Origin of the sequence: Alkalicoccus chagannorensis DSM 18086, from assembly GCF_000429725.1 — a bacterium.
GTDB classification, from domain to species: domain Bacteria; phylum Bacillota; class Bacilli; order Bacillales; family Salisediminibacteriaceae; genus Alkalicoccus; species Alkalicoccus chagannorensis.
In genome coordinates this window covers 57,588-74,474 of sequence record NZ_AUCK01000016.1, presented here as the reverse complement: position 1 = coordinate 74,474, position 16,887 = coordinate 57,588, and the positions used below count along the sequence as shown (strand labels likewise).

The 16,887-nt window shown below is 51.7% G+C and carries 16 protein-coding genes; 11 read left to right on the top strand and 5 right to left on the bottom strand.

The genetic code is table 11. The annotated features are described in order from the left end of the window. Positions 1-107 precede the first annotated feature (107 nt). Both G477_RS0110180 and G477_RS20540 read left to right on the top strand, forming a co-directional pair. Entirely contained in the window at positions 108-656 is a 549-nt protein-coding gene (locus G477_RS0110180; protein WP_035211786.1) for a flavin reductase family protein, read from the top strand. A gap of 21 nt (positions 657-677) precedes the next feature. Continuing rightward, positions 678-1,457 carry a hypothetical protein gene (locus G477_RS20540; protein WP_051287916.1) on the top strand — a complete coding sequence of 260 codons (780 nt, stop codon included), beginning with the start codon at positions 678-680 and terminating at the stop codon, positions 1,455-1,457. A 289-nt stretch (positions 1,458-1,746) separates the two neighbouring features. On the opposite strand, the gene G477_RS19320 is transcribed toward G477_RS20540, so the two are convergent. Both G477_RS19320 and G477_RS0110160 read right to left on the bottom strand, forming a co-directional pair. After that, on the bottom strand, positions 1,747-2,142 hold the full coding sequence (locus G477_RS19320) for a hypothetical protein (protein ID WP_051287914.1): 396 nt from the start codon (positions 2,140-2,142) through the stop codon (positions 1,747-1,749). An 80-nt stretch (positions 2,143-2,222) separates the two neighbouring features. After that, positions 2,223-3,314, bottom strand: coding sequence for a CdaR family transcriptional regulator (locus G477_RS0110160; protein WP_026697867.1), 1,092 nt, complete (start codon positions 3,312-3,314; stop codon positions 2,223-2,225). Between the two features lie 133 nt (positions 3,315-3,447). Between G477_RS0110160 and G477_RS0110155 the strand changes: the two genes are divergently transcribed. The 4 genes from G477_RS0110155 to G477_RS0110135 all read left to right on the top strand — a co-directional run bounded on the left by G477_RS0110155 (position 3,448) and on the right by G477_RS0110135 (position 10,266). Continuing rightward, positions 3,448-5,055 (top strand): long-chain fatty acid--CoA ligase, encoded by a 1,608-nt coding sequence (locus G477_RS0110155; protein ID WP_026697866.1) that lies wholly within the window; start codon positions 3,448-3,450, stop codon positions 5,053-5,055. A gap of 218 nt (positions 5,056-5,273) precedes the next feature. Next, positions 5,274-6,089 (top strand): pyruvate, water dikinase regulatory protein, encoded by an 816-nt coding sequence (locus tag G477_RS0110145; protein WP_026697865.1) that lies wholly within the window; start codon positions 5,274-5,276, stop codon positions 6,087-6,089. Between the two features lies 1 nt (position 6,090). After that, the gene (gene ppdK / locus G477_RS0110140) at positions 6,091-8,745 is read left to right on the top strand and encodes a pyruvate, phosphate dikinase (RefSeq protein WP_026697864.1); all 2,655 of its coding nucleotides are present in this window, start codon (positions 6,091-6,093) and stop codon (positions 8,743-8,745) included. Between the two features lie 654 nt (positions 8,746-9,399). Further along, on the top strand, positions 9,400-10,266 hold the full coding sequence (locus tag G477_RS0110135) for a DegV family protein (RefSeq protein ID WP_026697863.1): 867 nt from the start codon (positions 9,400-9,402) through the stop codon (positions 10,264-10,266). A gap of 621 nt (positions 10,267-10,887) precedes the next feature. Here G477_RS0110135 and G477_RS0110130 read toward each other — a convergent pair. Beyond that, a complete protein-coding gene (locus tag G477_RS0110130; RefSeq protein WP_026697862.1) occupies positions 10,888-11,094 on the bottom strand; it encodes a hypothetical protein in 207 nt (68 codons plus the stop codon). A 176-nt stretch (positions 11,095-11,270) separates the two neighbouring features. Here G477_RS0110130 and G477_RS20950 point away from each other — a divergent pair, with 176 nt between their 5' ends. The 4 genes from G477_RS20950 (at position 11,271) to G477_RS0110110 (ending at position 14,809) form a co-directional block, all read left to right on the top strand. Beyond that, a complete protein-coding gene (locus tag G477_RS20950; protein ID WP_084406210.1) occupies positions 11,271-12,110 on the top strand; it encodes an NlpC/P60 family protein in 840 nt (279 codons plus the stop codon). A gap of 279 nt (positions 12,111-12,389) precedes the next feature. Continuing rightward, positions 12,390-13,247 carry an NlpC/P60 family protein gene (locus G477_RS20945; RefSeq protein ID WP_084406209.1) on the top strand — a complete coding sequence of 286 codons (858 nt, stop codon included), beginning with the start codon at positions 12,390-12,392 and terminating at the stop codon, positions 13,245-13,247. 238 nt (positions 13,248-13,485) lie between these two features. Beyond that, positions 13,486-14,127 carry an MOSC domain-containing protein gene (locus G477_RS0110115; protein ID WP_026697861.1) on the top strand — a complete coding sequence of 214 codons (642 nt, stop codon included), beginning with the start codon at positions 13,486-13,488 and terminating at the stop codon, positions 14,125-14,127. A gap of 1 nt (position 14,128) precedes the next feature. Further along, entirely contained in the window at positions 14,129-14,809 is a 681-nt protein-coding gene (locus G477_RS0110110; RefSeq protein WP_026697860.1) for an RluA family pseudouridine synthase, read from the top strand. A 236-nt stretch (positions 14,810-15,045) separates the two neighbouring features. On the opposite strand, the gene G477_RS0110105 is transcribed toward G477_RS0110110, so the two are convergent. Together G477_RS0110105 and G477_RS0110100 are read right to left on the bottom strand one after the other, a co-directional pair. Further along, positions 15,046-15,345, bottom strand: coding sequence for a HesB/YadR/YfhF family protein (locus tag G477_RS0110105; RefSeq protein ID WP_026697859.1), 300 nt, complete (start codon positions 15,343-15,345; stop codon positions 15,046-15,048). Between the two features lie 18 nt (positions 15,346-15,363). After that, positions 15,364-15,603, bottom strand: coding sequence for a DUF362 domain-containing protein (locus tag G477_RS0110100; protein ID WP_026697858.1), 240 nt, complete (start codon positions 15,601-15,603; stop codon positions 15,364-15,366). A gap of 432 nt (positions 15,604-16,035) precedes the next feature. Between G477_RS0110100 and G477_RS0110090 the strand changes: the two genes are divergently transcribed. Beyond that, positions 16,036-16,854 carry a squalene/phytoene synthase family protein gene (locus tag G477_RS0110090; RefSeq protein ID WP_026697856.1) on the top strand — a complete coding sequence of 273 codons (819 nt, stop codon included), beginning with the start codon at positions 16,036-16,038 and terminating at the stop codon, positions 16,852-16,854. Positions 16,855-16,887: the final 33 nt, after the last annotated feature.

The following is a 16,887-nucleotide window of genomic DNA, read 5'->3' as shown; positions in this document are numbered from 1 at the left end:
GGTTCGGAAACATCCTACGCATGAAAGAGGTCGGAGGAGGGTAAAGAACGGTAATAACGTATCGTTCTATCGAGGAAGAAGAAAAAAGAAAAAGGGAGTAGATGCAGATGGATTCCAAACAAGGAAAAGACCCGTTTAGTGAAGTATACGACCTCCGATCCCGGGGTGTATTTTTTGTGTCGACTGCCGATGAAGAGAAAGCGCATTTCCATTTTGGCTGCTGGACCACGCAGGCGTCTCATGACCCTCCGCGCATGATTACCTGTTTCCCGAAAGAGTTCGAAGGCACTGATATCGTCCGCCGAGGAGGCGTCTGGGGACTCAGCATGGCTGCGCATGATCAGGAGCAGCTCCATGATCAGTTCTTTTCCGGCTCGCATGCAGTCAACGATCTGGGGGAAGAGCACTTCTTTTATGGAGAGACAGGAGTGCCTCTCTTGAAAGAGGCCGTTGCTTATTTTGAATGCCGGCTTTCTTCCATTATTGATTCAGGTGATTTTGTGATTGCGATTGGCGACATCGTCAAAGGAGAAGCGCTGCACCCGGAGAAGAAAACGCTCAACGTAGAATATCTCTCCGCGGAACGGGAGAAGAATTACATGACCGGGCCGTTGACACTGCCATTTGAAGGATTTCCGTTCAAACGTTCTACGTGACCCGGCAAAGGAGGGGCGGCTGTGAAAAAATACATGATACTCACCTCTGCGCTGGTGCTCACAGCCTGTGGAGGGGAGAACGAAGCAGAGAATCCTGCAGCTCAGTCGAATAACAATCACGAGGAACAGCAGGAAGAGGCGAACGTGGAGACGACAGAGGGGCCGGAGGAAGAGGAGACCGTCGATACAGACAACGAACAGACGGAGGATGGTGATGAGCTGACCTCCATGCAGGAAGAGCATGACGAAGAGACCGCCGCTCTGGAAGCGGAGGTGGAAGAGCTGGAGGAAGAGCTGGCTGAAGCAGAGGAGCAGCTGGAAGCGTCGGAAGAAGAAGAAACAGAGGCAGTATTGGAGCATGAAGAGCCGGACGTGGATTTTCAAGCGGAAGGATTCTATGAACAGCTCTGGATGGTCATGGACCCTCCTGAGGGCATGGACGACTGGGAACCAGGATCTACTGCTTGGATGGACGCGGACATGGAGATCGACGATGCCTTTGCCTCCGGTACGAGTGCGTATACCTCTCCTGAACGGCTCGTGTTTGACTGGATGAGCGAAGCCGGATGGTTTGATGGGACGGACGCGTTCGATGAGACTGCTGTCCGCAGTAGACATGAGGATGCCGGGGCGGAGGTGCTCGTGCTCCAGTGGGGCCTCCGTGACGACGCACTGGCAGGCGAGGACTTCCGCTTTCACATGGAGGAAGTGGATGGTGCCTGGGGCATAGCCGGTGTCGAACAGCGGCTCCACTGCAGGCGTGGTATCACAGAAGAAGAAGGCAGAGAGCTGTGTCAATAAGGCAGCAGGAGACCGGGCCGGTGGTGAATGGAGCCGGCCGTACAGCGGGCATGAGCGCCGCTGTCCTGCTTTTGAGAAGAGATAAAAGGGCTGTCCCCAAACATAGGGACGGCCCTTTTGTACGTTCGTAAGAAAGGTGTCACAGGAAGAAGAATACAGCTTCATGCGCTGGACGAACGAAGAGCACGTTTTCCCCTTGACGAACCTTCGGGATACGCGGCTCCGACCAAGAGCGCTTTCCGCTTTCGACGTGTATTCGGTAAAGCGGCATGCTGCTCCTCCTGGATGGTCAGCGGGTCTTTTTCGGGTCCGGACGCCACCGCAGGGCGGACCAGTCTTCGTCCAGCGCAATTTGGCGGACCCCTCTGAGCGAAAGGTCTTCGAGTGGTTCCCAGCCGGCATCTCTATTGATATCAGATTGGTACTGTTTAGAAGTGCGTTTCGGATAGGCCATCCAAAGCAGGCCGTCTTCCGGAAGGTGGCTCCGGACCAGCAGCGCTGCTTCTGCGAGAGCTGCCCGGTTTTCAACAAAAAAGATCATTCCGTCGGGAACGGTGCTGTCGAGGCTGCGGATGACGGTGTTCGTCCAGTCGGTGAGTTCCTGCTCGAAAAAAGCAGGGACCGACGCTGGAACATAGAGAACCATGTTCTCTTTTATCTGCATCTTCTTGTGTATAGCTGACATGTACAGCACTCCTTTATTTATGAAAGTTCTGTGTTCTTCTCGTGTGATGAACGTACGTATAAGATCATTGCCTCCCGCTCCTACCTGAACGGGTTCTGCTGTTCCTCCATCTTTCGTGCGAGGTAGAACATGGCTGCCCCTTCTGAAGAACGGGGGTGAAATCCGCTTCGTTCTTTGATTTTCTGCATTCTGTAATGAAGGGTGTTGATATGAATATGGAGCGCTTCGGCTGTTGTTTTCAACTGGAAGTCGTGATCAAGCAGGGTATGGAGGGTGTCGATCAGAGCCGCATCACCGCGGAAGCCTCCGGTCACTTTACGGATGAAATCCGCAGCGCTTTCTCTGCTCACCTCGGCAAGGAGCTGCTCCAGCACGAGCGTTTCATAGCGGATCAGGCCGGATTTACCGGTTTGCAGCGCCGATACGGCCTGTTGAAAAGCTGCTGGGAAATCTTGAACCGCATGGACATCTGCGGCGCCGGCTTGAGCCCGGGAGGCGGTCAGCAGCGGTTCTTCCATTCGTTCCAGCACGTCTGCCTGACTGCTGTCAGCGAGTACAAGCAGCTGGTGCATCCCCCAAGGGACCGAACACCGGAGCTGCAGATGACGCTGCAGGGTCGACTCCATCTGCCGCTGCAGGGCAATCGGTTCAGCCTCGGCTTCTGAACTGCACTGCACGAGGATACAGGTGAACGGCGGATGAATCGGCACCTGAAGCAGCGAGGCTCTCCGCTCGATTTCCTCCAGGCTCAGGCTGAGGTAGAGCCATTCGTAAAAAAATGCCGTCAGTCCGCGTCGACTGTATTCCTGCTGTTCAATGAGTGCAGCCTCCTGAATGATCAGTTCTGTCATGCGGCGGACGATATCTGCAAATGGACGGATGTTGTCGGGTTCGCCGGTTAGTCCGACGACCCCGATACAGCGGCCATCAGCCATCAGCGGCATAATGATGCCCGGCTTCACATGAGCCAGCTCCGGCACCATGGCCGGCGTGATGGTGAGCTGCTTCGGCTCCTCCAGCACCAGGGCAGCCCCTCCATGCCAATCACCAATCCGTTCACGCTTGACCGCAGCGATAATCTCGGCTTCGGTATTAACGACGATCATTTCTTCCTGCAGTACCTGCTGCACTTCACCGACGATGCGCTGAGCGAGAGACGGCGTCAATTCCAATACGATCCCCTCCTTGCTGCTTTCCTCAGTATAGGGGAATTGCACCATTCTGCCAACCAAATGAATAGTCATTCATTGAAAGCGCTTTCCATCCGTGCGATAATAGCCTTATTCTGACAAGGAGGGATGCACGATGATGAAAGGAAGCCTGCTTATCCCACAAATGCTGGAGAGAGCGGAACAATTTTTCCCGAAAAAAGAGGTCGTCTCACGAACTGGAGGAGGAGTGCAGCGCATTACATACAAGGAGATCGGTGCTCGGACGAGACAGCTGGCAGACATGCTCACGAAAGCCGGCGTCCAGGAAGGAGATAAGGTAGGAACGCTTGCCTGGAATCACCACCGCCATCTCGAGCTCTATTTTGGTGTGCCGGGTATCGGCGCCGTTGTACACACGATCAATATCCGCCTGTCGGCCGAACACATCATTTTTATCATTAATCATGCAGAGGATAAACTTCTGTTCGTAGATGATGACGTCTTTCCCCTTGTCGAGCAGGTGTTTGATCAACTGACGACGGTTGAGAAAGTGATCGTCATGACGGATGAACAAGCGCTGCCGGAAACGAAAATAGAGAATGTCTTTTCCTATGAAGACTGGATTGCTGAAGGAGATGCATCGACGTCGTTCCGGAAGGATCTCGACGAAACGGCACCAGCAGGTATGTGCTTCACTTCAGCCACAACCGGGAATCCGAAAGGTGTGGAATACACGCACCGGTCGACCGTGCTTCACAGTATGAGTCTTGCCCTCGCTGATTCTGCAGCCGTTTCAGAATCAGATTCCATCATGCCGGTCGTCCCCATGTTCCACGTGAATGCATGGGGCATTCCGTATGCGGCAGTGTGGATGGGCGCAGAACAAGTCATGCCGGGACCGCGTTTCACGCCGGAACTGCTTGCCGGCATGATCGCCTCTGAAAAGGTGACCGTAGCAGCCGGCGTACCGACCATCTGGCTGGCTCTGCTGAAAGAGCTGGAGCAGAACAAACAGGATGTTTCCAGTCTGAGGGCGGTTCTCTGCGGCGGATCGGCAGCCCCGGCAGGCATGATCCGGACGTTTGAAGAAACCTATGGCGTTCCGTTTCTGCACGCCTACGGCATGACAGAAACGAGTCCGCTTGCTACCGTTTCCCGTCTGAAGAGCTACCAGCAGGACCTTAGTACAGAAGAAAAACTGGATATCCGCGCCAGGCAGGGAATTCTCGTGCCGGGGCTTGAAATGCGGGTAGTCGGGGAGCATGGAGAAGCGGCGTGGAATGATGAAGAAATGGGAGAACTGCAGCTGCGCGGTCCTTGGATTGCCGATCAATATTATAAGGATGAACGAAGTGAAGAAGCCTTCTCCGACGGATGGCTCCATACTGGAGATGTCTGTACGGTAGACGAAGAAGGCGTCATTAAAATCGTCGACCGTACGAAGGATTTGATTAAAAGCGGAGGAGAGTGGATATCATCGGTGGATTTAGAAAATGCCCTGATGGCCCATCCTGCCGTATTCGAAGCTTCCGTCGTGGCCGTTCCTGATCCGGAATGGCAGGAACGTCCAGTTGCCTGCGTCGTGCTGCACGACGGGGCAGAGGCAGATAAAGAAGCTGTGCTGGATCACCTGCGGCCTGATTTTGCTAAGTGGTGGCTTCCGGATGATGTACTCTTCTTCGAAGAAATTCCGAAGACGTCGGTAGGGAAATTTTTAAAGCGGGCTCTCCGCGATCAAGTGGAAGCCATTTACAACCGGTAATAGAGAGACGCAGCAGAAGCCTCCGGAATTCTTCCGGGGGCTTCTTGTCGGTTTGACCGGCACGTTTGCTGAGAAGCTTTCGGCCTCAGGCAGCCCGGAAAAAGAAAGCGGGGGAGCAAAGCAGCGGAACTTTCGGAAGGCGGAATAAAAAAGCGCTTGCAAAATATTGTGTTATACTATATTTTATTAGTATGTCACATAAAAGGAGGGGAGAGATGATGACGAAGAAAATATACGTATTATCAGACTCCGTTGGCGAAACGGGGGACCGCATGGTGCAGGCAGCATTGACCCAATTTATTTCCCGGGAAATATCAGTGGAACGTATCCCATTTATCAGCAACACGAACCAGCTGTACAAAACGATGGAGAAAGCAGGGAAAGATGGGGTGATCGCCGCCTATACCTTTGTTCTGCCGGAGCTTCGGCAGGAAATGAAGAAACTCGGGGAGTACTACGATATTCACACTGTAGATCTGCTCTCTCCGCTCCTGAGCGTATTGGGGGAGACCCTCGGGGAAAGTCCAAAAGCCGAGCCGGGCATGATCCGTAAACTCGATGAAGACTATTTCCAGCGGATAGAAGCAGTAGAATTTGCCGTGAAGTACGATGACGCCCAGCACGCTGAAGAAGGGATCCGCCAGGCGGATCTCGTGCTCATCGGTGTGAGCCGCACGTCCAAAACGCCTTTGTCGATGTACCTTGCGCATAAGCAGTGGAAGGTGGCTAACGTGCCGCTCGTCCCGGAAGTAACGGTGCCCGAAGTGCTGTATTCCCTTCCGCCGGGACGATGCGTCGGGCTGACGCTCTCTCCGCAGAAGCTGCATGAGATCCGTCTGACCCGTCTGGAGGCTATGGGAGTAGGAAGCGGCGGCAGGTATGCCAGCTATGAACGTATCATGGAAGAGATGGATTATGCAGAGAAAGTCATGAAGCGGGCGCGCTGCCCGAGAATAGATGTCACGAACCGGGCTGTGGAAGAAACGGCCGGATATATTCTCGATGTTGTACAAAAAGAAAGGGGTATCGGATAACATGAACGCATTCGTCTTTCCGTTCAGTGAAGAAAAAGCAGTATCGAAAGAACTTGCGGGAGGAAAAGGGGCCAACTTGGCAGAGATGACCAGGATAGGGCTGCCGGTGCCGCCGGGATTCACTATTTCTACGGAGGCATGCCTCGCATTTCATGAGAATAACCATGCCCTGCCGGAAGCAATCGAGCAGCAGATGAAGCAGGCGCTCCAGGACTTGGAGGAAACAACCGGAAAAGGGCTCGGGGACCCCGAGAAACCACTGTTCGTATCGGTGCGTTCCGGTGCGGTTGTTTCCATGCCGGGTATGATGGATACGGTACTGAATCTCGGCATGAACGATGATACTGCTGAAGCTTTTGCGGAGCAGACTGGAAGTGCCCGTTTTGCTTACGACTGCTACCGCCGGTTCGTTCAGATGTTTGCGGACGTCGTTCTCGGTGTAGAAATGTTCTACTTTGAGCGGGAGCTGGAGAAGTACCGTGAGAAGTACGGCTTCACGGCGGATCCGGAGCTGCAGGCGGACGACTGGAAGCATCTGATCCGCGTCTACAAGGAGATCGTCGAAGAACACCATGGCCAGCCGTTCCCTCAGGATCCGGCTGAACAGCTGCGCCTTGCTGTCGAAGCCGTCTTTCAATCCTGGTATAACGACCGGGCTGTCTTCTACCGGCGCGTGCATCACATTGATCATTCCCTCGGTACGGCCGTCAACGTGCAGAGCATGGTTTTCGGCAACATGGGGGATACGTCCGGCACGGGGGTGGCATTCACGAGGAACCCATCCACCGGTGAGAACAGCCTGTACGGGGAATACCTCGTCAATGCCCAGGGCGAAGATGTTGTTGCGGGAATCCGGACCCCGAATCCGATTCAGGAGCTGGAGCAGGCGATGCCGGAGGTTTTTCACCAGTTTCGTGAACTGAGCGTCCGGCTTGAACAGCATTACCGGGATATGCAGGATATCGAATTTACCGTCGAAGAAGGAACGCTGTACCTGCTGCAGACCCGCAATGGAAAACGAACTTCGCAGGCCGGGATGAAAATCGCCGTGGATATGGTGGAAGAGAAGATTTTGACGAAAGAAGAAGCGCTGCTGCGGATCGATGCGGATCAGATGCATCAGCTTCTCCACGCCGGTATCGCGGAGGAAGTAGACCAGCCGCTGCTGACGAAAGGACTTCCTGCTTCACCAGGAGCGGCAGCAGGAACCATCGTCTTCACGGCGGACGAGGCAGCGGAAGCTTCCCAGCGGGGAGAATCCGTCATCCTCGTCCGTTCAGAAACAACACCGGATGATATCCACGGCATTATTGCAGCGGAAGCAGTACTCACTTCCCGCGGCGGCATGACCAGCCACGCAGCAGTCGTGGCCCGAGGCATGGGAAAGGCCTGCGTATGCGGATGCAGTGATCTTCATATCAACCTGGAAGAAGAAACCCTTCGAGCGGGAGCGCACACGCTGAAAAAAGGAGATATGATCACGCTGGATGGCGCCGGGGGCCGGGTCTTTATCGGCGAAGCAGAAAGGACCGAGCCCGGCATGTCAGATGAACTGCAGCAGATTCTCACCTGGGCAGATGAACGCCGCCGGCTGAAGGTCAGAACGAACGCTGACCAGCCGGTGGATGCGGCGAAAGCGGTGGAATTCGGTGCAGAAGGAATCGGCCTCTGCCGCACAGAGCACATGTTTATGGAAATGGACCGCATGCCGATTGTCCGTAACATGATTCTCGCTGATACCGAAGCAGAGCGGAGTGAAGCGCTTCGTCAACTGGAGCCGCTGCAGCGACAGGATTTTGAAGGTCTCTTCCAAGAAATGCAGGGCCGGCCGGTGACGATCCGCCTGCTGGATCCGCCGCTGCATGAATTCCTGCCGGATAAAGAAGCGCTACTGCTCTCGATTGCCGAGAAGAAGTGGAACAACTACGCCGGAGGCGATCTGGCAGAAGAGGAGAAGCTGCTGGAACAGCTCCGGCACCTCGAAGAAGAAAATCCGATGCTCGGTCACAGAGGCTGCCGCCTCGGCATGACCAATCCGGAAATCTATGCGATGCAGGCACGAGCAGTGTTTCAGGCAGCGGCGTTGTCCAGTGCCGAGCCGGAAATCATGATCCCGCTCGTCGGTCACAAGGAAGAACTCCGCCGGATGCGGAAACTGGTGGAGGCAGAAGCTGCTGCTGTTGAACAAGCGCAGGGGGTCAAGCTCGTGTATAAAATCGGTACGATGATTGAGGTGCCGAGGGCCGCGCTGACAGCAGATGCTATAGCGGAAGAAGCCGACTTCTTCTCTTTCGGCACGAATGATCTGACGCAGACCACGTTCGGTTTCAGCAGGGATGATGCCGAAGGAAAATTTCTCTCGCAATATGTGGAAGAAGAAGTTCTGCCGCGGAATCCCTTTATGCAGATTGACGAAGAGGGCGTCGGCAGGCTGGTCGAGGAAGGCGTCCGGCTCGGGAGAAAGACCAAACCGGACTTGAAAACTGGCATCTGCGGCGAGCATGGAGGAGATCCTGCGTCTATCGATTTCTGCGAACGAGCGGGACTCGATTATGTCAGTTGTTCTCCATACCGTGTTCCGGCGGCAAGAGTAGCTGCAGCTCAGGCAGCTGTTCGCGCCCGGCTTCGGGAGGAGAAGGCGACGGTACTTCGGTAAAGGCGTCCGCCATTTCCGGAGAACAAAGGAATGGTTCTAACATCTTCATAAAACGAAAAGAAAGAGATGCAGATGCGGGCGCCGGAAAGGATTTTCTTCCGGCGCCTTCGCTGTTATGGAAAACAGCCCTCGTACGTGCACAGGTCGGTTCAGCTAGTTTAGTCGAGAGTCTCCCGATTCGTACGAAAGGAAAGCGGGAGATGAAAAGCCCTTCTATCTTTAGGGGCTGCTGAATAACCTGTTCTACATAGCCGAGGTGCCACTTGCACCGCTTCGCTTTCCGCGTAGAAGCTGCCGAGCCTCCTCAGGCATTCGCCCTGCGGGGTCTCGTCTCGCTTCCTTTTCCGCAGGAGTCTCGCAATTCCGACGGCACCTCTGTCGCAGACCATCATTTCCTTCTAAAAGATGCAAGGTTTTTCATGGCATTGCCACATTCGCTTGCATCTCCTTCGGAAAGAGGTGCTTTTATTCTTGTCACATCCCTGTTTATCGGTTATTCAGTAACCCCTATTTTCCTTCTGTCTGCCAAGACTCTCCATCTTTACAATATAATGAAGGAAGCTGAAATAATATTAGTATCTACTAATATCATGTAGTAATGAAGGGTTGTAACCGTTATACTTAAGAGACAGTTTGAGAGGGGGAAACGTGACGATGACTAAACAATCAATCGCATGGGTTACAGACAGCACTGCATTTATTACTCCGGAACTGGAAGAACATCCTGATGTACATGTGCTGCCGCTTCAAATCACGTTCGGCACAGACAGCTATGAAGATGGCGTGAATATTGACACCGATACACTTTATCAAAAAATACGGGCAAGCAAAGAAATTCCTAAAACATCGCAGCCGCCGGCAGGGAGGTTTGCAGAGTTATATCAAAAGCTCGGGGAATCCTATGATGCGGTCATTTCCGTTCATATATCTGGAGAGTTGAGTGGAACATGCAGCAGCGCCAGGCAGGGAGCTGATATGACAGAAACGCAGGTAGAAGTTGTCGATTCACTGTCGATGTCTTACGCTATCACTTCGCTGATAGAAGAAGGCATGGAGCGGATGAAAGAGGACGAAGCACCATCGCAGATTGCAGAAGCGCTTCGGGAATCCGCTGCACGGTCGGAAAACTATATCCTTCTCGGCAGTCTCGAACAGTTTCATAAAGGTGGACGAATGTCCGGAGCCCAGTACTTGATCGGCAGCCTTCTTCAAGTCAAGCCGATCATCCGGATTACAACGGAAGGCAAATTCGATTTGTATCAAAAGGTGCGCTCAGAGAAAAAAGCCTGGAACCGCATGCTGGAGCTGCTGCAGGAAGCCCTGGATCGGGGGCCCGTGGATCGCGTACAGATCCTGCATGGCAACATTCCTGCAAAAGCAGAAATGATGAAACAGCGGATTGCCTCTTTATCCTCGGATATTGATATATTCATCGGTGAGATCAGCTCTACCATCGGCGTCCACGCCGGCGAAGGAACTCTCGCACTGATGTGGAAAAACGAAAAGCAGCAATCCGAATAACAGATTGTGAAGCCGATGGCTGGAACAAAAAAGGTCGAAATAAGGAAAAATCGCTTCCGATGATCCCTGGGGGTTGTCGGAAGCGTTTCGTATGTAGATAGAAATAACGATATGGGCTCATGGCGGCGCACTTCTTCACGTTCACCATCATGAGTACCATCCCTCATCTCATCACCTATCGTTCTCGAGAAAGTCGGATCCGGATCCATTTAGGAGGAGCTGTTTCGATCAGCGAGGATTGCAAGGTTTTTTCAGCTCGTATTTTTTCGTTTGTTGAAACCATTCATTTTGTTTCGTTTTTCCTTTGATTCTTTACGTTCTGCACACAGCAGGCGATTGTCATTGGAAGGATCAATCATAATAAAAAGAGGCCCCCACGAAAAGTGGAGGGCCTCTTTTTATTATGGTTTTTGTCCCAGGCTCCTTTGAGTATCGACAAAGCCTGTTTTTGTTCAGAGGGAAACAGGCAGTGCCCGCGGCAGGGGAGAGAAAATCCTGTCGTACTGGTGCGCGGGTCTCTGCTCCCTATGCAGGAGAAGGCCATCGTTTTTCTTTCTGTCCGTGTTTCATATGATTATTTCTTTACACCAATACAGAATTAATACAACGATGACATTTACATTACAGATTATTGTTTTTGGCATATAATGTCCCGGCTGCTGCCTTTGGCGGAGGCAGTGGAGATTGTTCAATAAAATAGTCCGACTTCGGATGAATATCAGCTCCCTTCATCCATCTGTAAGCCTGCCTTTCGTTGATATGATAGTGTTTTTCAAGAAACAAAGCGGTCTGCATCATGTACTGGTGGCGCTGTTTTAATGGAAGCATAATCAGCTCCTTCTCTATTCTTCTGATATAAAGCGTTATAGGAATAACATCAGTTTGTTATCTTGTTGTAACCTAAAGCGTAATTCCTCATGATACAGTATTACTCGTGGACGAAACAGATAGAGAAAAAAGAACGGGGTCAAAATAGATAAAGAGAAAGTAGGGAGAGACATATGATGAAGAAGTTTATCATGATTGTGGTGGTTATGATCTTCGCTTCTGTACCATTTTGGGAACATCAGCAGGCTGGTGCTTCCAGTACAGCAGACAGGGTCATTGAAACAGGGAAGTCTCAGCTCGGAACACCGTATCGTTGGGGTGGAACAACAACAAGAGGATTTGACTGCTCCGGATTTACGCAGTACGCTTTCAAATCTGTAGGTATTGATCTTCCGCGGACAGCAGCACAGCAGTATCAGGTAGGACAGCGGGTTTCCCGTTCCAATCTGCAGCCTGGAGATATGGTTTTCTTTGATACTCGAGGCGGCCCTACGCACAACGGCATATACATAGGGAACAATCAATTTATTCATTCAGCTTCTTCCAGAGGCGTATCGATTGCAAGTCTCAGCAACGTTTATTGGAATCCAAGATATATAGGCGCACGGCGTGTAATTCAGAACCAGTCACAAGAAGTCGCGTCTGTATCCAGCAGCACCCCTTCTTATGAAGAAGTAAATGTTCAGGTCAACGGCAGCGGTATTGATACAGATCAGGCGGCGATCCTGAAAAATGGACGTACGTTAGTACCGATGCGGGCGATCTTTGAAGAGCTCGGGGCATCGGTTCAGTGGAATAGCAGCAGTCAGACGGTTTCCGGAACGCTCAACGGACAGAAAGTGTCACTCACTATTGGCAGCTCCACCGCCTATACCTCCGTAACGACGGTATCTCTCGACCAGCCGGCAGAGATTATTAACGGCCGCACTATGGTGCCGCTCCGTTTCGTAGGGGAGTCGCTTGGAGCTTCTGTAGACTGGAACGGCAGTCAGCAGACGGCGGTCATCCAGCATTAAACAAAAGAGATTCTGTAAGGAGCATCCCGAAGTCAGGGGTGCTCCTTTCGTTATTTCTGAGAGTACATACGCGCGGTTACGTTAGAGAAAACTGCCGGCATCGTCTCTGGATGGACTTGGTAAACTTACCCGATGTCATCGAAAATGAAACGTGATGTAACCGAATGTTAATAAAATAACATGGATTTGTTATCGTTTTGTAACTCAATGCGATTTAACAGCTGGTACACTGTGCTTTGTGAGTCAATAAATCATATCAGTTGTTGGGGGATTTCAGAGATGAAAAAAAGCATTTTTGTGGTGGGAGCAGCAGCTCTTTTCGCATTCAGCAGTGTATTTGGCGCAGAAGAAGTAGAAGCAGCAGCAGCCGGAGACGTTATCGAAGCCGGTGAAAGTGTTCTAGGGACACCTTATGAATGGGGAGGAACCACGACCACCGGTTTTGACTGCTCAGGTTTTACGCAGTATGCATTCAGTCACGTGGGCATCGACCTGCCGAGAACGGCTGCAGAGCAGTATAACGTGGGAGAGTCGGTAGAACGTTCCCAACTGCAGCCGGGAGACCTTGTGTTCTTCGATACCCGCGGAGGACCAACGCATAACGGTATATATATCGGAGACAACCAATTCATTCATTCTTCCAGTTCTAATGGCGTCAGTATTGACAGCATGGATAATGTATACTGGGAACCACGTTACATTGGCGCAAGACGTGTTCTAGATGAAACACACGCTGAAACCGCATCCCAGGATGTTATGGGTGAGTCAACAACTACCGGTTCTTCTTCCGTAGAAGTCTACGTTGATGGTACTCCGCTGGATGTTGATCAAGGAGCAGAAATAACAGAAAATGAAAGAACACTCGTACCGATGAGAGCGATTTTTGAAGAACTTGGTGCAGAAGTCGACTGGGATGAGTCTGCTTCACTCGTAAAAGGCGAACTCGGCAATACAACCGTTGAGCTTACAATTGACGAGGAAGAAGCGTTTGTTTCCGGAGAATCTGTCCTGCTTGATCAGCCGGCTGAGCTGATGAATGAACGAACCATGGTACCTCTCCGCTTTGTCGGTGAATCGCTTGGGGCTGATGTAGACTGGGATGACCAGGAAAACGCTGTTATCATTGAAACCAACTAATTCTTGATTCAATGCTATGCTATGTTTATAACACTCTATTCCCCCCTAAAAAATAGAGTAAGCAGCCGGTGCAGCAGCGCCGGCTTTTTTCTTTGGATACAACGGTATTCATCCCTCTGCTTCAAAGCGAAAATGAAACGTGCGCCGGGCGTTCAGGAGCGCTGCAAGAAGTCGTCCCTCCATGGAATATGCGTCGCTCCGCCATTTCTGCTATGCTGGATGGAGAGGAGTGGTGCTGATGGAAATCAAACAGATTCAAGCCGGCAAGCCGCAGGAAATCGACTTTAACGGGAAGGCAGTATCCACTGCAATCAAGAAAAAACGCATTTATGGTGCGGTAATGGTAGAGGAACATGGCCTTGAATCAGATGAACAGGCCGATAAGGAAAATCACGGCGGCGCGGATAAAGCGCTCTGCGCGTATCCTTATGAGCACTATGCATTCTGGGATGAAAAACTGCAGCGCGGACTGCCGGATGCTGCTTTCGGGGAAAACTTGACACTCAGCGGTTTGACCGAGCAGGAGGTTCACATCGGCGATCAATTTGCCGCAGGGGAGGCGCTGCTCGAAGTAACCCAACCGAGGCAGCCGTGCTATAAACTCGCGGCAAAATACAATATGAATGAACTGCCCGCGATCGTAAAAGAAGAAGGTCGTACAGGGTGGTATTTCCGCGTCTTGCAGCCTGGGACGATTGAAGAAGGAATGGAACTGCAGCGCGTGCTGCATCGGAAAGAGGCATCGACTATTGAGCATGTCAACCATCTCCTCTACAATAGACACGCGGACCCTGAAGAAGTAAAGGCACTCAGCGAGGACGACCGGCTTGCTGCTTCGTGCCGCAGGGATCTTCTGAAGCGATGGAAAGAGAGGAACTGATATGCCGAATCCAAACATTCCCGTAATCTATGAAGATAATCATCTGCTTGTCGTAGATAAACCAATCAACATTCCCGTACAGGAGGATGCATCCAGGGACAGAGATATGCTGACGATGCTCAAAGAGGACATTAAAGAGCGCTATGAGAAGCCGGGCAATGTCTACCTGGGACTCGTTCACCGGCTGGACCGTCCTGTCGGCGGCGTTATGGTTTTTGCGAAGACATCAAAAGCCGCTTCCCGATTATCCGATGCGGTGCGTCGTCATGCGTTCGATAAGCAGTATAAAGCTGTCGTTCACGGCACGCCACGGCAGCAGGAAGAAGTATTGACGAATTACTTATACAAAGACAGGCAGAACAACCAAGTCTATGTTGTAGACGAAAACCATCCGGAAGCCAAGGAAGCCCGGCTGAAGTACTGCTGTCTATCCAAGGCGGAAGGATATTCCCTCGTGGATGTCGACTTGTATACCGGCCGGCCGCATCAGATTCGGGTTCAGCTTGCGCACGCTGGTACCCCCATCGCTGGTGATCAGAAGTATGGATCGGAAGTGACGGAGAAGGGGATGCAGATTGCATTATGGGCCTCGTCTCTCTCTTTTGAACACCCCGTCCGCCGGGAACCGCTTCATTTCGAATCCCGGCCTCCGAAGACAGCACCGTGGCATTTGTTTACTTAACCCGGAAAACGGGGCTGTCCGCCCCGTTCCAGGAAACAGAAAGAGGCTGGGACAAAAACAGAATAAAAAAGAAGCCCTTACCACTTTTGGTGAGGGCTTTCTGTGTGAAAGGGGGCTTGCCTTTTCAGGATCAGCCCCCTGATAGAGACCGTACTGTCTTGATTTTTTCAGAACAAAAGGCGTCTATATAGGCTTTGGCACTGTCTGCTGCGGGTCTTCCGGCAGACGGTTCTGCTTTACGACGATTCGTGGTAATCGAATACGATTTCTTCTTTGTTCTGATCGTAATCCACCGTAAGATCATGGCCGTCGAAATACCAGAGGTCGCCATCTTCAACGAAAAACTTAATGCCGTCCTTTTCCGTGGAAACGCCTGTTTTCATCGGTTCCTGGTACGGTTCAAACGCAAGAGAGAATCCGCTTTGAATGGGGCTGGTTCCGCCGTATTTAGCAAAAAATTTAATGTAGTCCCCTTGATTGAGGTCAATTTCATCCTTGAACCATGCTGCTGCCTGGTCTGTAATATTCAGCTCCACGGTGATCCTCCTCTGTCATTATCCGTTCTGGAAAAATTCTTCTGCTTTCTTGAGGTATACCTCATCTTTCGGAGCAAGTTCATGTTCATCCACGATTGCGTCTACAGGACAGACGACCACACAGGCTCCGCAGTCGATGCAGATATCCGGGTCAATATAATATTGATCTTTTCCTTCTTCGATGCAGTCTACAGGGCAGACATCGACGCACTCGCCGGCCTTTTCCCCCTGACAGGGACTTGTAATCACGAAAGCCATCAGCGAACCCTCCTTTTATGAGTAGAATAGTGTTCTATTCCTTTTCCGGGTGAGTCTCAAACCTTGCCTTCCGTCTGAGAGCAGCAGCCCTTGCAGCAAGCGCTGCTGCTTCCTCTTCATGGCTTTGTTCAAGCTTCGTACATGCTTCCAGCGCGGCTGCCGCTTTCATGAGTGGGACAAATCTCCGGATTCGCGAACCGGCTCTCCCGCTGAGAGCCCCAGGCATGTCTTCGTTCAGGACGTTCCGCGGTGGCTGCATAATGTGTGACAATCTGTAAGTCAAAAAAGGGAGGATTTTCGCTGTAGACATAGCATTCTACCTCATTATCCGCTATACTTGTACAGTGTGCAGCAAGGTAAATAATTTAGAACATTCGTGACTTTTACAATAGAGACTTCTACATCACGAAACGGACAAAAGGAGGCGTTTTTGTGCAGACAGAAAAGCAGCGGCAGAAAGAAGCAATGAAGATGCTGAAAGACACGAGCAGAACGTTTTACATCCCGATTACGATGCTGAATCAGGAACTGAAGAAGACGGTGGCATCTGCTTATTTGTGCATGCGGGCCATTGATGAAATTGAAGACAATGAAGAGCTGGACAACGGCATTAAATCGCATCTGCTGCGGGAAACGAAAACCCTGCTTGAAGAAGGATTTGACCAGGAAGCTTTTGACGCTGTGGTGGAACCGTATAAGGATAAACTTCCGGAAGTCTCCCGCCGGATCGGCGCGTGGCTGGCAACTTGTCCAGAAGGCTACGAGCATAAAGTTCGTGAATTTACAGCTGTCATGGCCGGAGGCATGGCGTACTGGTCAGAAAAAGACTGGAACATCCAGTCCCGTGAAGACCTGGACAGCTACACATATTATGTAGCCGGCCTCGTCGGAGAAATGCTCTCGGATATTTGGAGATGGCACAACGGAACGGAAACCGACGATGAACTCGCCGTTGGTTACGGCCGCGGTCTGCAGGCAGTCAATATTCTGAGAAACGTAGAAGAAGACGCTGAGCGCGGTGTCTCCTTCATTCCGGATGGCTGGACGAGAGAAGATCTCTTCGACTATGCAGAAGAAAACTTGGAATATGGACGCCGGTACATGGACGACATCCACACGCGTTCGATCCTGCTCTTCTGCCGCATCCCGCTGGCACTCGCAGAAAAGACGCTGAAAGCGATGAAGGAAGGGCGGGAGAAGATGACCCGGTCCGAAGTAGAAGAAACGGTCGCAGATATTCAAAACAAATAAGGATGTTTTTTCTACCGGGATCACCTTCCGGTA

Excerpts from the sequence above, each read along its gene's own strand:
- G477_RS0110180 (WP_035211786.1), top strand. The coding sequence starts at position 108 with ATGGATTCCAAACAAGGAAAAGACCCGTTTAGTGAAGTATACGACCTC.
- G477_RS19320 (WP_051287914.1), bottom strand. The coding sequence starts at position 2,142 with ATGTCAGCTATACACAAGAAGATGCAGATAAAAGAGAACATGGTTCTC.
- G477_RS0110155 (WP_026697866.1), top strand. The coding sequence starts at position 3,448 with ATGATGAAAGGAAGCCTGCTTATCCCACAAATGCTGGAGAGAGCGGAA.
- G477_RS0110145 (WP_026697865.1), top strand. The coding sequence starts at position 5,274 with ATGACGAAGAAAATATACGTATTATCAGACTCCGTTGGCGAAACGGGG.
- ppdK (WP_026697864.1), top strand. The coding sequence starts at position 6,091 with ATGAACGCATTCGTCTTTCCGTTCAGTGAAGAAAAAGCAGTATCGAAA.
- G477_RS0110135 (WP_026697863.1), top strand. The coding sequence starts at position 9,400 with ATGACTAAACAATCAATCGCATGGGTTACAGACAGCACTGCATTTATT.
- G477_RS0110130 (WP_026697862.1), bottom strand. The coding sequence starts at position 11,094 with ATGCTTCCATTAAAACAGCGCCACCAGTACATGATGCAGACCGCTTTG.
- G477_RS20950 (WP_084406210.1), top strand. The coding sequence starts at position 11,271 with ATGAAGAAGTTTATCATGATTGTGGTGGTTATGATCTTCGCTTCTGTA.
- G477_RS20945 (WP_084406209.1), top strand. The coding sequence starts at position 12,390 with ATGAAAAAAAGCATTTTTGTGGTGGGAGCAGCAGCTCTTTTCGCATTC.
- G477_RS0110115 (WP_026697861.1), top strand. The coding sequence starts at position 13,486 with ATGGAAATCAAACAGATTCAAGCCGGCAAGCCGCAGGAAATCGACTTT.
- G477_RS0110110 (WP_026697860.1), top strand. The coding sequence starts at position 14,129 with ATGCCGAATCCAAACATTCCCGTAATCTATGAAGATAATCATCTGCTT.
- G477_RS0110100 (WP_026697858.1), bottom strand. The coding sequence starts at position 15,603 with ATGGCTTTCGTGATTACAAGTCCCTGTCAGGGGGAAAAGGCCGGCGAG.